Genomic DNA, 13,677 nt, shown 5'->3' with positions numbered 1-13,677 from the left:
GATGCTAACGTCCGGGCCCCGGCGATGCGTCTCACGTTCGGCGGGGTCGCGATAGGGTGCCGGTGCGCGCTTCCCGAGCATCGGAGGAATTGGCAATGATCGCATCCCGGATCGCGACGGTATCCGCCCTCGCCGCGTCGGCCCTCCTCGCGGTGGGCCTGGCGGCGTGCGCGCCGCCGGAGAAGGGCGCCGCCGGTGGCAACACCGACACCGGGGTCAAGGTCGCCGAGGCCAAGTCGGCAGCCGATTTCGGCGGGATGGACAAGCTCGTCGAGGCGGCCAAGGCCGAAGGCGAACTCAATGTGATTGCGTTGCCCCCGGATTGGGCGAACTACGGCGCCATCATCAAGGCCTTCTCCGACAAGTACGGCATCAAGGTCAACTCGGCGCAGCCCGACGGCTCCAGCCAGGAGGAGATCAACGCCGCCAACCAGCAGAAGGGCAAGAGCACCGCGCCCGACGTGTTCGATCTGGGACAGTCGGTCGCGCTGGCGAACACGTCGATGTTCGCTCCCTACAAGGTGGCCACGTTCGACGACATCCCGGAGAAGCTCAAGGACCCCGACGGCACCTGGGTCAACGACTACGGCGGCTTCATGTCCATCGGCTACGACTCGACCAAGGTTCCGCCGATCACCTCCGTCGAGGACCTGCTCAAGCCCGAGTACCACGGCAAGGTCGCTCTCAACGGCGACCCGACCCAGGCCGGCGCCGCGTTCGCCGGGGTACTGATGGCGGCGGTGGCCCAGGGTGGATCGGCCGACGACATCGCGCCCGGCGTCGCGTTCTTCGCAAAGCTCAACGAGGCGGGCAACTTCCTGCCGCTTGACCCGACCCCGGCCACCATCGCATCGGGACAGACTCCCGTGGTGATCGACTGGAACTACCTCAACGGCACCGAAAGTCAGAAGGTCCCCGGCTGGCAGGTGATCGTTCCCCACGAGGCGCTGGTGGCCGGCTACTACTACCAGGCGATCAACAAGGATGCGCCGCATCCGGCGGCGGCCCGGTTGTGGCAGGAGTTCCTGTTCAGCGACGAGGGGCAGAACCTGTACGCCCAAGGCGGCGTTCGCCCGGTCCGCGCCGACAAGATGATCCTGGCAGGCACCGCCGACCGTGCGGCGTTCGGCCAGTTGCCCCCGATCGACGGCCCGGTGACCGTCGCGAGCCAGGCCCAGACCGACACCGCCAACAAGTATCTGGCCGACAACTGGGCCAAGGCGATCGGCTGAGTTCCTCTATGCCGGGTAGTACTTCTCGACGGGATCTGCGGACGGACATCCGCGGGAGAGTCCGGGATGCCCTGCCGCTGCTGCCGTTCGTGGCGGTGGTGACGGTGTTCCTGATCGTGCCCACGGTGACGGTGATCGTCATGGCGTTCTTCGCCGACGGATCCTTCTCGCTGGACCGGATCGCTGCGCTGTTCTCCGGAACCGCCTTGGCGGCACTGGCCAAGAGCATTGTGCTGTCGGCGAGCACGGCGCTGATCGGAGCGGTGCTGGGTGCGGTGCTGGCCTGGTTGATCGTCAGCAGCCCGCCGGCGTCGATGCTTCGGCGCGCGGTGCTGGCCCTGTGCAGTGTGCTCGCCCAGTTCGGCGGCGTGGCACTGGCATTCGCGTTCCTGGCCACCATCGGGCTCAACGGCGTGCTGACCTTGTGGGTCAAGGAGAACCTCGGCTGGGACCTGGCCGGGTCCGGCTGGCTGTACGGACTGCCCGGGCTGATCCTGGTCTACACCTACTTTCAGATCCCGCTGATGGTGATCGTGTTCCTGCCTGCCCTCGAGGGATTGCGCGAACAGTGGCACGAGGCCGCGGTGAGCCTCGGCGCGTCGCAGTGGCAGTACCTGCGGGAGGTCGCCGTGCCCTTGCTGAGCCCGGCCTTCCTCGGTTCGGCACTGCTGTTGTTCGCCAATGCCTTTGCCGCCTATGCCACCGCGGCCGCGCTGGTCAGCCAGGGCAGTCCGATCGTGCCGCTGTTGATCCGCGCCGCACTCACCAGCGAGGTCGTGCTGGGTCAGTCCGGATTCGCCTATGCGCTGGCGTGCGAGATGATCGTGGTGGTGGCCGCGGTGATGATCGCCTACAACGCGCTGGTGCGCCGGACGGCGAGGTGGCTCAAATGAACCGGGTGTACCGGCCGGTTCTCTGGGTGCTCTTCGGCCTGTTCTTCCTGTTTCCCCTGTACGCCATGGCAGATTTCTCCACCCGCGACCTCATCGCCGGTGGGCGCACCGCCGCGGCCTGGCGCAACCTGGTCGTCGATGAAGCGCTCTATCACGCCATCCTGATCTCGCTGCTGCTCGCGGTGTTCACCGTCATCGCGATGCTGGTGCTGCTGGTGCCGACGATGATCTGGGTACGCCTGCGGGCCCGCTGGGCCGGCCGGTTCGTGGAGTTTCTCTGCCTGCTGCCGTTGACCATCCCGGCCCTGGTGATCGTGGTGGGCCTGCGGAACGTATACCTCTGGGTCACTTACCTTCTCGGCGAATCGGCGCTCACCCTGACGTTCGTGTACGTGGTGCTGGTGCTGCCGTTCGCCTACCGGTCGATCGACTCGGCGCTGGCCGCCATCGATCTGCAGACGTTGTCGGAGGCCGCCCGGTCGCTGGGCGCCGGGTGGTGGTCGACGATCGGCCGGGTGATCGTGCCCAACATCTGGTCCGGGATCCTGTCCGCGGCCTTCATCTCCATCGCGGTGGTGCTCGGCGAGTACACCGTCGCCTCGCTGATCGGGTTCGAGACGCTGCCGGTTCAGATCGTCGCGATCGGTAAGAGCGACGGCCCTACTTCGGTGGCGGCCTCACTGGCCACCCTGCTGCTCGGATTCGCATTGTTGTTGGTGTTGGCGGCCCTCACCCGGGGCCGTCGCAGAAGGTCAGGAGTCCAGGCGTGAGCGGCAGTGTCGGTGTGCGGGTTGAACTTCGTGACCTCACGCGCACTTATGGCAACGTCAACGCGCTCGACGGGCTGAGCCTGTCCATCGAGCCGGGGGAGTTGGTGGCACTGCTCGGGCCATCGGGCTGCGGCAAGACCACGGCGCTGCGCATCCTGGCCGGACTGGAGGAGGCCAGCTCCGGGGCCGTGCTGGTCGACGGGCGCGACATCAGCTCGGTGCCGGCCAACAGACGCGATATGGGCATGGTGTTCCAGGCCTACAGCCTGTTCCCGCACCTGACAGTGCTGGACAACGTCGCCTTCGGTTTGAAGATGCGCGGAAAATCCAAGCGGGACAGGCTGTCCCGGGCCGCGGACATGCTCGACCTGGTCGGCCTGGCGGCGCACAAGGGCAAGTTCGCCGGCGAGTTGTCCGGGGGTGAGCAGCAGCGCGTGGCACTGGCCCGGGCCCTGGCGATCGAGCCGAGGGTGCTGCTGCTCGACGAGCCGCTGTCGGCTCTGGACGCGAAGGTGCGCTCCCAGTTGCGCGACGAAATCCGCCGGGTGCAGCTGGAGGTCGGCACCACCACCTTGTTCGTCACGCACGACCAGGAGGAGGCCATGGCCGTTGCGGACCGCGTCGGTGTGATGAGCCACGGCAAACTCGAGCAACTGGCAGCCCCCGCCGTGCTCTATGCCCGCCCGTCGACCCGCTTCGTCGCCGAGTTCATCGGGTTGCACAACAAGGTGCGTGCGCGGGTTTCGGGCGACCGCGCCCGGCTGCTGGGGACGGTGGTGCCTACCCTGCCCGGGTCGGTGACCTCAGGAACGGGGACGGCGATGGTGCGCCCGGAGTCGTTCCGGGTGCGCGCAGATCCGGACGGGCACGCGGTGGTGGAATCGGTGGCGTTCCTCGGCCCGATATCCCACGTGTACCTGTCACTGCCGGACGGCTCGGTGATCCACGCGCAGCTGCCGAGTTCCCGGGCGCGGGCCTTCAGGCCGGGGCTGGTGGTCAGCCTCGCACTGGAGCGTTCGCCGGTGCTGGTGGTCTAGCTCAGGCGTCGGCCCTAGACATCCTTGACGGGCTCGATGCCCAGATCGCGGTAGGTGACCAGTGCCGCGAACGGCACGCCGCGCTTGGCGAACCGGCCCGTCGCGACGTCGCCACGGTCGACCATCGGGATGACGCCGGTGACGACGGCCCCGACGGCGGTCACGCGTTCGTAGGCGATCTCGGTGGAGCCGCCGGTGCTGATCACGTCGTCGACCAGCAGCACGCGGGTGCCGGGCTCGAGGCGGGTGCCCTCGATCCACTGCTCGCGGCCGCGTGCCTTCTGTTCCTTGCGCACCGAGAACCAGGCCTTGCCGGTCACCATCGCGACACCGTGCGCCAGCGGGTCGGCGCCCATGGTCAGTCCGCCGACGGCGTCGAACTCGATGCCGCTCGCGGCCGCCAGATCGGCCACCGCACGGCTGACGATGGCCATCCGTTCGCCGGTGTCGATGGCGAACTTGCCGTCGATGTAGTCGTGGCTCAGCTGCCCGCTGGCCAGCCGGAACGGTTCCTCGCGGTGTTCGTAACCGCGGGTGCGGATCAGGTCGAAGGCGGCTTGCCAGGTCTCCGGGCGCTCAGGCATACCCGCGATCGTATTGCACGGGTCGAGGTGGTCTCAGCCCTGCCTGGCGCGCTGGGCCAACTCGACTGTGGCCGCTCGCAACTCACCGCATGAGCTGATCGGCCCGGCGTAGCCGACCCGGGTGTAGGCCATCCCGCGCTCGGTGGTGACCCGCAGATCCAGGCCGTAGCGGTCGGCGCCGGTGCACACCGCCAGGGTGGTGTCGGGGTAGCCGCCGAGGGTTCGGGCCATGTCGGCCAGCGAATCGGCGTGGTCGGCGTTGAGATGGTCGATCGCGCCCGCGGCGTGGGGCGCGACCGGATCGGGTTCGGCTCCCGAGTAGGCCTCGCCGGTGGTCGAGTCCATCCGGCCGTATCCGCCGACCCAGCGCACCCGGTGCACGCGCAGTACCCAGAGCGAGAAGTCGCTGAAGTCGATGTAGTAGCGGGCAGATGCCACCGCGTCCAGGTGGGCCTGCCGCGCGGCGTCCTGTTCGTCGCCGGCGGGGCGTTCGGCGATCCCGGCCAGCGTGACGCGACTGCTCGCCAACGGATCCGACCCGTCGTCGGGGGCGACGATGGAGATGCTGGCCCGAGGGTCGCCGGCGAGGTTGCGACCGTGCTCGGCCATGTTCGACACGCACAGCACCGGGGCGCCGTCCAGCAGGCCGTAGGTGATGAACGACGCCCACGGGTCGCCGTCGGAGGTGAGCGTGGCGAGGGTGCCCGCGTTGGTCGACGCGGCGACCGTGCGGGCTTCCTCGGCCGCAGACGGACGTGCCCCCTGGGTCACCTCCGTCAACGGGGGAGGAACCGAGGGGGCATCGCCTGGGTCGCCGTGATCGCGCAGCTCAGCCGCCCAGGGCGGCGATCAGATCCTTGATCTGAGCGGTTTCGGCCTCGGTCGCGGGCTCTTCGGCCTCGACGGCCTCGATGAGGTCCTTGCGCAGGCCGACGCCGTTGGCGGCTTCCTCGGTGGACAGCTTCGCGTTGCCGCGCGCGACGTAGAGACGCTGGCCGAGCGTGGCGCTGGGGCCTTCGGCCGCGGTGGTCATCAGCTCGTCGTAGCGGTGCCGCACACCGCTGAGCGCGACGATGACCGACGGGGTGACGCGGCTGCGGCCCGCCGCCTCCGACAGCGACGTCTGCAGCTTGCGGAGACCGCTGAGGACGACGGCGACGCGGTCTGCGTACTCCGGGTCGCCGACCGGCGGCAGCGCGTCGATCGCGGCGACGTACATGTGCATCGCTGCATCAGAAAGTCCAACGATTACTGGTGCTTCACCGTCATTAGGTGCCGACTCACCCACAGGCCATCCCTCGTCGAAAGTTTGTGCTCGCCGGCCCATAGCCGACGAGGAGATCAAATGCGGGAAAAACGTAACCCGTTGCTGTCTCTTATTCAACCGTTAGTTTTTCCGCAAACCCGCCGGTGCGGGCGAATCACGTTGCTGCAGGATCATTTCGGGATGCCACGGTCCGTCCGAGGTTCCGTCCGGGTGTCGAGTGCGGACGAAGTGGGTACGTTGGAAGGCTGATGGACAACGTTCAGGACGATCAGCCACTGGTCGAGCATCCGACCGCTGAGGACTTCAGCCATGCCAGAACGCTGCCGACCGACCGGGACTGGTTCAAGCGGGCGGTGTTCTACGAGGTTCTGGTCCGCGCGTTCTACGACTCCAACGCCGACGGCGTGGGCGATCTGCAGGGCCTGACCCAACAGCTCGACTACCTCAAATGGCTGGGTGTGGACTGCCTCTGGCTGCCGCCCTTCTACGATTCGCCACTGCGCGACGGTGGCTACGACATCCGCGACTTCTACAAGGTGCTGCCGGAGTTCGGCACCGTGGAGGACTTCGTCACCCTGCTCGACGGCGCGCACCGCAGGGGCATCCGCGTCATCACCGATCTGGTGATGAACCACACCTCCGATTCCCACGCGTGGTTCCAGGAGTCGCGGCACAACCCCGACGGCCCGTACGGCGACTTCTACGTCTGGAGCGACAGCAGCGACCGCTACGCCGACGCGCGCATCATCTTCGTCGACACCGAGGAGTCGAACTGGACGTTCGACCCGGTGCGCCGCCAGTTCTACTGGCACCGGTTCTTCTCGCACCAGCCCGATCTGAACTACGAGAACCCTGCCGTGCAGGAGGCGATGATCGACGTCCTGCGGTTCTGGCTGGACCTGGGTATCGACGGGTTCCGGTTGGACGCGGTGCCCTACCTGTTCGAGCGCGAGGGCACCAATTGCGAGAACCTGCCCGAGACCCACGCGTTCCTCAAGCGCTGCCGCAAGGTGGTCGACGACGAGTTCCCCGGCCGGGTACTGCTCGCCGAGGCCAACCAGTGGCCGGCCGACGTCGTCGAGTACTTCGGCGATCCGGGCACCGGCGGCGACGAGTGCCACATGGCCTTCCACTTCCCGCTCATGCCGCGGATCTTCATGGCGGTGCGACGGGAGTCGCGGTTCCCGATCTCGGAGATCCTGGCGCAGACGCCGGCGATCCCGGACATGGCGCACTGGGCGATCTTCCTGCGCAACCACGACGAGCTGACCCTGGAGATGGTCACCGACGACGAGCGTGACTACATGTACGCCGAGTACGCCAAGGATCCACGGATGAAGGCCAACGTCGGCATCCGGCGCAGGCTGGCCCCGCTGCTGGAGAACGACCGCAACCAGATCGAACTGTTCACCGCGCTGCTGCTGTCCCTGCCCGGGTCCCCGATGTTGTACTACGGAGACGAGATCGGGATGGGCGACATCATCTGGCTCGGCGATCGCGACAGTGTGCGCACCCCGATGCAGTGGACGCCGGACCGCAACACCGGATTCTCCACGGCCAACCCGGGGCGGCTGTACCTGCCGCCGAACCAGGACGCGGTCTACGGGTACCAGTCGGTCAATGTCGAGGCCCAGCGGGACAGCTCGACGTCACTGCTGAACTGGACCCGAAGCATGCTGGCCATGCGGGGCCGCCACGACGCATTCGCGATCGGGGAGTTCCGCGAACTCGGCGGTTCCAACCCGTCGGTGCTGGCATATGTGCGGCAGATCGAGGGCAACGGGGATGCGGTGTTGTGCGTCAACAACCTGTCCAGGTTCCCTCAGCCCATCGAACTGAATCTGCAGGAGTGGAACGGGTATACGCCCATCGAGTTGTCCGGCTACGTGGAGTTCCCCAGCATCGGCCAGCTGCCGTACCTGCTGACCCTGCCGGGGCACGGGTTCTACTGGTTCCAGCTCCGTGAGCCCGAGCAAGACCCTGGAGTGCAGCAATGAGCATCGAATTCGGTGACTGGCTCGGCCAGCAACGGTGGTATGCCGGCCGCGGCCGCGAGTTGGTCTCCGCCACACCGGGTTTGGTGGTCGAGCTCGGGCCCGACCTCGAACTCACGTTGCTGAAGGTGTCCTATGCCGACGGTGGCACCGAGCGCTACCAGGTGCTGGTGAAGTGGGATGCCGAGCCGATCGACGAGTACAGCTCGGTGGCCACGATCGGTGGTTCCGACGGGCGGACCGCCTATGACGCCCTCTACGACCAGGACGCGGCGCGGTATCTGCTGCAACTGATCGACCGTTCTGCCACGGTGGCCGGGCTGAGGTGCGGCAAGGAGCCCGGGGCCGTCCTGCCCCTGGATGCCCCGCCCCGGGTGTCGGCGGCCGAACAGAGCAACACCAGTGTGGTGTTCGGGCAGGATGCCGTGTTCAAGGTGTTCCGCCGGATCACCCCGGGCGTGAATCCCGACATCGAACTCAACCGGGTGCTGGCCAGGGCCGGCAACCCGCACGTGGCGACGCTGCTCGGATCGATGGATATCGACTGGGACGGTGAGCCTTTCGCGTTGGGGATGGTGACGGAGTTCGCCGCCAACTCCGCTGAGGGCTGGGATATGGCCACCGCGAGCACCCGGGATCTGTTCGCCGAGGGGGACCTCTACGCGGACGAGGTGGGTGGTGACTTCGCCGCCGAGTCCTACCGCCTGGGCGAGGCGGTCGCCTCGGTGCACGCCTGTCTGGCCGAGCAACTCGGCACCGCGTCGGTGCCGTTCCCGGCGGACCTCATGTCCGCCCGCCTGGCCACCGCCGCAGATGCGGTACCCGAACTGCACCAACATGTTTCATTGATCGAGGACCGCTACCGCAAACTGGCCGACGAGCAGGTGGGCGTGCAGCGGATCCACGGCGATCTGCATCTGGGCCAGGTGCTGCGGACCCCGGAGCGGTGGCTGCTGATCGACTTCGAAGGGGAACCCGGCCAGCCACTGGAACTGCGCCGCAGCCCGGATTCCCCGCTGCGTGACGTCGCGGGCATGGTGAGGTCGTTCGAGTACGCGGCGTATGCACGGCTGGTGGAGCTGGCGGGAGACGACGAGCGGGCCCGGCAGGTGGCTGCCAGGGCGCGGGAATGGGCCGACCGCAACAGCGCGGCGTTCTGCGACGGCTATGCCGCGGTGGCCGGCGTCGATCCGCGCGAGTACGCCGCCCTGCTGGCGGCCTATGAACTGGACAAGGCGGTGTACGAGGCGGCCTACGAGGCCCGGTTCCGGCCCAGTTGGTTACCCATCCCGCTGGGGTCGGTGGCGCGCCTGCTCAGTTAGTCACCTATCTTCATTAGTATGCCTAATCAGCCCACGCGCCGATCGGCGTCCGGTGGGCTGCTGATCGCGGTGCTCGCGGCGGCGGGCATCAGCGTCTCGCTCATGCAGACCCTGATGATCCCGCTCATCCCGCAACTGCCCGCGCTGCTCGACACCAGCCCGGCCAACGCGTCGTGGGCGATCACCGCGACCCTGCTGACCGGTGCCGTCGCAACGCCCGTGCTGGGCCGGCTCGGAGACATGTACGGCCCCAAACGGATCCTGGTGCTGTGCGCCGCGATGCTGTTCGCCGGATCGGTCATCGCAGCCACCACCACGTCGCTGATCCCGCTGGTCATCGGACGCGGCCTGCAGGGATTCGGCGCTCCGGTGATCCCGCTGGGCATCAGCGTGCTGCGCTCCGCCCTGCCCGCCGAGCGGGTGGCCTCGGCGATGGGTCTGATGAGCGCATCGCTGGGCGTCGGCGGTGCGATGGGTCTGCCGCTGTCGGCGGTGATCGCCGAACACTTCAACTGGCATGCCCTGTTCTGGTGTTCGGCCTTCCTCGGACTGGCCTCCGGAGTCCTGTTCGTCCTGCTGGTGCCCGACCTGGAACCGGTGTCGTCGGATCACCGCTTCGACCCGATCGGTGCGCTGGCGCTGGGGGCGGGTCTGGTGATGCTGTTGCTGCCGATCTCCAAGGGCGGGATGTGGGGCTGGGGCAGTGTCACCACGCTCGGCCTGTTCGCGGCGGCAGCGGTGACCTTCGGCGTGTTCACCTGGTGGCAGTACCGCGCGCCCTCGCCGATCGTGGACATGCGGACCACGCTGAAACGTCCGGTGCTGCTGACGAACCTGTCGTCCATCGCGGTGGGCTTCGGCATGTTCGCGCTGTCGCTCGTGGGGCCTCAGCTGCTGGAGATGCCCCGAGAAACGGGTTTCGGGTTGGGGCAGAGCATGATCGCCACCGGCCTGTGGATGGCGCCCGGCGGGCTGGCGATGATGGCGGCCGCACCCGTGGCCGCCCGGGTGGTGGCCGCCAGGGGACCGAAGATCGTGTTGGTGATCGGCAGCGTCATCATCGCCGCGGGCTACCTGGCCGGCATCGTCCTGCTGGGCACGCCGATCGGGGTGATGGTGCTCGGCCTGATCGTCAGCTTCGGCGTCGGGTTCGCCTTCGCGGCCCTGCCCGCCCTGATCAATGCCGCGGTGCCGGTGTCGGAAACCGCGTCGGCCAACAGCATCAACTCACTGGCCCGCTCGCTGGGCACGTCGACCTCGAGTGCGGTGATGACCGCTGTGCTGGCCCAGATGACCGTCACGGTCGCCGGGCACGCGCTGCCGTCGTTAAGCGGCTTCCGCGCCGCCCTGTTGATCGCCGCGGTCGCGGCGGCCGGTGCCGCCCTCATCGCCATGGCGATACCGAAAGGGCCCCGGCCGGACGAACCGACCGGGGCCCCATCAGAACTGGCCTCAGAGGGTGGCGATCTCGTAGCTGTCGAGCTGGCCCACCAGCGTCCGTAGCTGATCGGACGACGAGCCCAGGGTGTGCTCGATCGCGGTCAGCCGGGCGGCGTAGTGCCCCACGGGGTACTCCGCGGTGACACCGATGCCGCCGTGCAGCTGGATCGATTCCTGCGAGATGTGCCGGCCCGACCGTCCGATCTGCAGCTTGGCGCGCGCCGCGATCACCGGGTCGAGCTCACCATCGGCGATGGACATCGCCGCGTAGGTGCCCATGCTGCGCGCCAGCTCCAGCGACATGTACATGTCGGCGGCGCGCTGGGTCAGGGTCTGGAACTTGCTCAGCGTAACCCCGAACTGCTTGCGCTGCTTGAGGTAGTCGGTGGTCAGGCGCAGCGATTCGTCCATCACGCCGACGGCCTCGGCGCACAGCCCGGCCGAGATCCGCACCAGCGCGTTGGTGATCGCGACACCGGCATCGGCGGCCTCGCCGAGCGGCTCGGCGGGTGCGGCGTCCAGGGTGACCTGGGCGCCTCGCTGGCCGTCGAAGGTGCGGTAACCCTGATGCGTGACATCGGCGGCGTCGACCAGGAACAGTCCGGTGCCGCCGTCGGGCAGGGCCGCGCTGACGATCAGCGTGTCGGCGACGTCGCCGGCCAGCACCGGATTCTTGGTGCCGCTCAGGGTCCACCCGTCGCCGCTGCGCGTCGCGGTGGTCGTCACGCCCGCCGTGCCGCGCACACCGGGCTCGGCGTGGGCGAAGGCCAGAATCCGCTCGCCCGAAGCGACTTCGTCGAGCAGTGCGCGCTGGGCGTCGGTGCCGGCTTCGGCGATGATCGCGCCGGGGCCGATCGCGCCGTGCAGTACCGGCTCGGGGGCCAGCCGGCGCCCGAGCTCGTTGAGCACCACCATGATCTCGATCTGGCCACCGGAGTCCTCGTCGAAACCCAGGCCCAGAACGCCGACCTCGGCGAGCTGTTTCCAGATCTGGCGGTCGAACCCGGGCTCGGACTCCACCACCTTGTTCCGCTTTTCGGTGTCGTAACCCGACAACAGGTCACGGGTGGTGTCGGCCAGCAGGGTCTGTTCGTCAGTCAGCTGAAAGTCCATGGCTCAACTCACAATCCGAGAATGGTGGACGAGATGATGGTGCGCTGCACCTCGTTGCTACCGCCGTAGATCGAGGTCTTGCGGTAGTTGAGGTAGTGCGGGGCCGCGTGCTGGGCCCATTCGGGTGAGGCGATGTCGCCGGCCTCGTAGGGCAGCGCGTCCGCGCCTGCGACCTCGACCAGCAGCTCGGTGGCGGTCTGCTGCAGCTGGCTGCCGCGCAGCTTCAGCACCGACGAGGCCGGGCTCGGCTTGCCGTCAGCAGAATCGGAGGTCACCCGCATCTGGGTGAGTTCCAGTGCCAGCACGTCGTTTTCGGCCTCGGCCAGTCGTGCGGCGAACAGCGGGTCGGCCAGCAGGCCGTTGGCCGCGGCGCGTTCCTTGACCTCGGCGAGACGCACCTTGGTCCGGGCCACCTGGGCGATGCCGGTGCGCTCGTTGCCGAGCAGGAACTTCGCGTAGGTCCAGCCCTGGTTCTCCTCGCCGACGAGCTGGTCGGCGGGCACCCGGACGTCCTCGAAGAACACCTCGTTGACCTCGTAGCTGCCGTCGATCAGCTTGATCGGGCGCAGCGTGACACCTGGGGTGTCCATCTCGAAGAGCAGGAACGAGATGCCGGCCTGCTTCTTGGGGGCCTGCGGATCGGTTCGGACCAGACAGAAGATCCAGTCCGCGTGCTGCCCCAGCGTGGTCCAGGTCTTCTGGCCGTTGACCACGTAGCTGTCGCCGTCGCGGACTGCGGTGGTGCGCAGCGAAGCCAGGTCGGAGCCGGCCTCGGGCTCGGAGAAGCCCTGGCACCACCAGATGTCCAGCGCCGCGGTCGGCGGCAGGAAGCGCTCCTTGACCGCCTGCGAACCGAACTCGGCGATCACCGGCCCGACCATCCGGGCGTTGAAGGTCAGCGGCTCGGGGACGCTGGCCAGCTGCATCTCGTCGAGCCAGATCTGGTGCTGGTTGGGCGTCCAGTCCTTGCCGCCCCACTCGACGGGCCAGTTGGGCACCGCAAGTCCGTGTTCATGGAGGATTTTGTGCGCCGTGACGATGCCCTCTTTGCCGATGGGCAACCCGAGCCGATTTCGTTCGCGAATCTCGGCGGGAATCTTCGTCGTGTAGAAGGTGCGCAGCTCATCGCGGAAAGCTGCTTCCTCCGGTGTGAGCGCCAGTTGCATGACCGTCTCCCTGTCGGTGGATCTGTCTGCACACTAAACCACCCGGTTGGTCGGGCGTATCGGGGCTGCTCCTAGCGAACCAGCCGGCGCAACAACAACGAGGCGACGGCCACGCCCAGTACTGCCGACGCGACCAGCACACTGATGTCCAGCACCCAATTGGTCGGGGTGCCGATCAGCAGCCCCCGCAGCGCGTTGACCTCATAGCTGAGCGGGTTGACGGTGGACAGCCAGCGCAGCCAGGTCGGCATGATGTCGACGGGGTACAGCGCGTTGGACGCGAAGAACAACGGCATGGTGATGGCCTGGCCGATTCCCATCAGCCGGTCACGCTTGCGCACCAGCCCGGCCAGCGTCATCGACAGGCAGGCGAAGAACGCCGCGCCCAGGGCCACCACGGCCATCGCCGCCAGGATGCGCAGCGGATTGACCGTCATCGCGATCCCCATCAGGTATGCCAGGAGCACGACGCCGAGGACCTGCACCACCGAGCGCACCCCGGCCGCGAACGCCTTGCCCGCCACCAGTGCCGAGGCCGGCGCCGGGGTGACCATCAGCTTGGCCAGGATGCCGGCGTCGCGGTCCCAGATGATCTGGATGCCGTAGAAGATCGAGATGAACAGGGCCGACTGGGCGATGATGCCGGGCGCCAGAAAGGCCAGGTAGGGCACGCCGCCGGTGTTGACGAGGTGCAGCCGGCTGAAGGTCTGGCCGAAGATCAGCAGCCACAGCGCGGGCTGCACCATGCGGGTGAACAGCTCGGTGCGGTCGTGCCGCAGCTTCTGCAGTTCGACGAGGGCGAAGGCCGACATCCGCCGGGCCATCGCGGGGACCCGGGCCATTCCGCGCGGGGCCATGA

13 protein-coding genes are annotated in these 13,677 nt (G+C 67.9%); 7 read left to right on the top strand and 6 right to left on the bottom strand.

The window, feature by feature from the left end; all coding sequences use genetic code 11:
- Nucleotides 1-95: 95 nt before the first annotated feature.
- The 4 genes from TX88_RS01150 to TX88_RS01135 are packed head-to-tail and all read left to right on the top strand — an operon-like array spanning nt 96 to nt 3,932.
- On the top strand, nt 96-1,232 hold the full coding sequence (locus tag TX88_RS01150; RefSeq protein ID WP_044514016.1) for an ABC transporter substrate-binding protein: 1,137 nt from the start codon (nt 96-98) through the stop codon (nt 1,230-1,232).
- Nucleotides 1,233-1,240: 8 nt separating this feature from the next.
- Nucleotides 1,241-2,125 carry an ABC transporter permease gene (locus tag TX88_RS01145; RefSeq protein WP_044514015.1) on the top strand — a complete coding sequence of 295 codons (885 nt, stop codon included), beginning with the start codon at nt 1,241-1,243 and terminating at the stop codon, nt 2,123-2,125.
- On the top strand, nt 2,122-2,895 hold the full coding sequence (locus TX88_RS01140) for an ABC transporter permease (protein ID WP_044514013.1): 774 nt from the start codon (nt 2,122-2,124) through the stop codon (nt 2,893-2,895). Before TX88_RS01145 ends, TX88_RS01140 begins: the two co-directional genes overlap by 4 nt.
- A complete protein-coding gene (locus TX88_RS01135) occupies nt 2,892-3,932 on the top strand; it encodes an ABC transporter ATP-binding protein (RefSeq protein WP_044514012.1) in 1,041 nt (346 codons plus the stop codon). Before TX88_RS01140 ends, TX88_RS01135 begins: the two co-directional genes overlap by 4 nt.
- Nucleotides 3,933-3,946: 14 nt before the next feature.
- Here the strand turns inward: TX88_RS01135 and pyrE are convergent, their stop codons facing one another.
- The 3 genes from pyrE to TX88_RS01120 are packed head-to-tail and all read right to left on the bottom strand — an operon-like array spanning nt 3,947 to nt 5,735.
- Complete coding sequence (gene pyrE, locus TX88_RS01130; protein ID WP_044514010.1) at nt 3,947-4,516, bottom strand: orotate phosphoribosyltransferase; 570 nt, start codon at nt 4,514-4,516, stop codon at nt 3,947-3,949.
- 33 nt (nt 4,517-4,549) lie between these two features.
- A complete protein-coding gene (locus TX88_RS01125) occupies nt 4,550-5,287 on the bottom strand; it encodes a HugZ family pyridoxamine 5'-phosphate oxidase (protein WP_244438311.1) in 738 nt (245 codons plus the stop codon).
- 58 nt (nt 5,288-5,345) lie between these two features.
- Nucleotides 5,346-5,735, bottom strand: a complete 390-nt coding sequence (locus TX88_RS01120; RefSeq protein WP_044518973.1) for a hypothetical protein — start codon at nt 5,733-5,735, stop codon at nt 5,346-5,348.
- A gap of 296 nt (nt 5,736-6,031) precedes the next feature.
- On the opposite strand from TX88_RS01120, the gene treS reads away from it, so the two are divergent.
- Genes treS through TX88_RS01105 form a run of 3 tightly spaced genes read left to right on the top strand, consistent with a single transcriptional unit; the run spans nt 6,032 to nt 10,602 of the window.
- Nucleotides 6,032-7,780, top strand: coding sequence for a maltose alpha-D-glucosyltransferase (treS, locus tag TX88_RS01115; protein WP_044514006.1), 1,749 nt, complete (start codon nt 6,032-6,034; stop codon nt 7,778-7,780).
- Nucleotides 7,777-9,099: a maltokinase N-terminal cap-like domain-containing protein gene (locus TX88_RS01110; RefSeq protein WP_044514005.1), complete on the top strand. Its 1,323-nt coding sequence runs from the start codon at nt 7,777-7,779 to the stop codon at nt 9,097-9,099. Before treS ends, TX88_RS01110 begins: the two co-directional genes overlap by 4 nt.
- An 18-nt stretch (nt 9,100-9,117) precedes the next feature.
- Nucleotides 9,118-10,602 (top strand): MFS transporter, encoded by a 1,485-nt coding sequence (locus TX88_RS01105; RefSeq protein WP_044514003.1) that lies wholly within the window; start codon nt 9,118-9,120, stop codon nt 10,600-10,602.
- On the opposite strand, the gene TX88_RS01100 is transcribed toward TX88_RS01105, so the two are convergent.
- From TX88_RS01100 to TX88_RS01090, 3 genes are all read right to left on the bottom strand, one after another.
- Nucleotides 10,552-11,652 (bottom strand): acyl-CoA dehydrogenase family protein, encoded by a 1,101-nt coding sequence (locus TX88_RS01100; protein ID WP_044514002.1) that lies wholly within the window; start codon nt 11,650-11,652, stop codon nt 10,552-10,554. The two genes, TX88_RS01105 and TX88_RS01100, sit on opposite strands and share 51 nt — an antisense overlap.
- A gap of 8 nt (nt 11,653-11,660) precedes the next feature.
- Nucleotides 11,661-12,818, bottom strand: coding sequence for an acyl-CoA dehydrogenase family protein (locus TX88_RS01095; protein ID WP_044514000.1), 1,158 nt, complete (start codon nt 12,816-12,818; stop codon nt 11,661-11,663).
- 71 nt (nt 12,819-12,889) lie between these two features.
- Nucleotides 12,890-13,675 carry an ABC transporter permease gene (locus TX88_RS01090; protein ID WP_209447015.1) on the bottom strand — a complete coding sequence of 262 codons (786 nt, stop codon included), beginning with the start codon at nt 13,673-13,675 and terminating at the stop codon, nt 12,890-12,892.
- Nucleotides 13,676-13,677 lie beyond the last annotated feature (2 nt).

Source organism: Mycolicibacterium septicum DSM 44393, assembly GCF_000455325.1.
Classification (GTDB): domain Bacteria; phylum Actinomycetota; class Actinomycetes; order Mycobacteriales; family Mycobacteriaceae; genus Mycobacterium; species Mycobacterium septicum.
The sequence above is the reverse complement of the archived record's forward strand: the minus strand, read 5'-3'. Positions and strand labels throughout refer to the sequence as shown.

Bases quoted from the DNA above. Each gene is read 5' to 3' on its own strand.
- TX88_RS01145 (WP_044514015.1), top strand. From the start codon at position 1,241: ATGCCGGGTAGTACTTCTCGACGGGATCTGCGGACGGACATCCGCGGG.
- TX88_RS01090 (WP_209447015.1), bottom strand. From the start codon at position 13,675: ATGGCCCCGCGCGGAATGGCCCGGGTCCCCGCGATGGCCCGGCGGATG.
- TX88_RS01120 (WP_044518973.1), bottom strand. From the start codon at position 5,735: ATGTACGTCGCCGCGATCGACGCGCTGCCGCCGGTCGGCGACCCGGAG.
- TX88_RS01110 (WP_044514005.1), top strand. From the start codon at position 7,777: ATGAGCATCGAATTCGGTGACTGGCTCGGCCAGCAACGGTGGTATGCC.
- TX88_RS01140 (WP_044514013.1), top strand. From the start codon at position 2,122: ATGAACCGGGTGTACCGGCCGGTTCTCTGGGTGCTCTTCGGCCTGTTC.
- TX88_RS01100 (WP_044514002.1), bottom strand. From the start codon at position 11,652: ATGGACTTTCAGCTGACTGACGAACAGACCCTGCTGGCCGACACCACC.
- pyrE (WP_044514010.1), bottom strand. From the start codon at position 4,516: ATGCCTGAGCGCCCGGAGACCTGGCAAGCCGCCTTCGACCTGATCCGC.
- TX88_RS01095 (WP_044514000.1), bottom strand. From the start codon at position 12,818: ATGCAACTGGCGCTCACACCGGAGGAAGCAGCTTTCCGCGATGAGCTG.
- TX88_RS01150 (WP_044514016.1), top strand. From the start codon at position 96: ATGATCGCATCCCGGATCGCGACGGTATCCGCCCTCGCCGCGTCGGCC.
- treS (WP_044514006.1), top strand. From the start codon at position 6,032: ATGGACAACGTTCAGGACGATCAGCCACTGGTCGAGCATCCGACCGCT.
- TX88_RS01105 (WP_044514003.1), top strand. From the start codon at position 9,118: ATGCCTAATCAGCCCACGCGCCGATCGGCGTCCGGTGGGCTGCTGATC.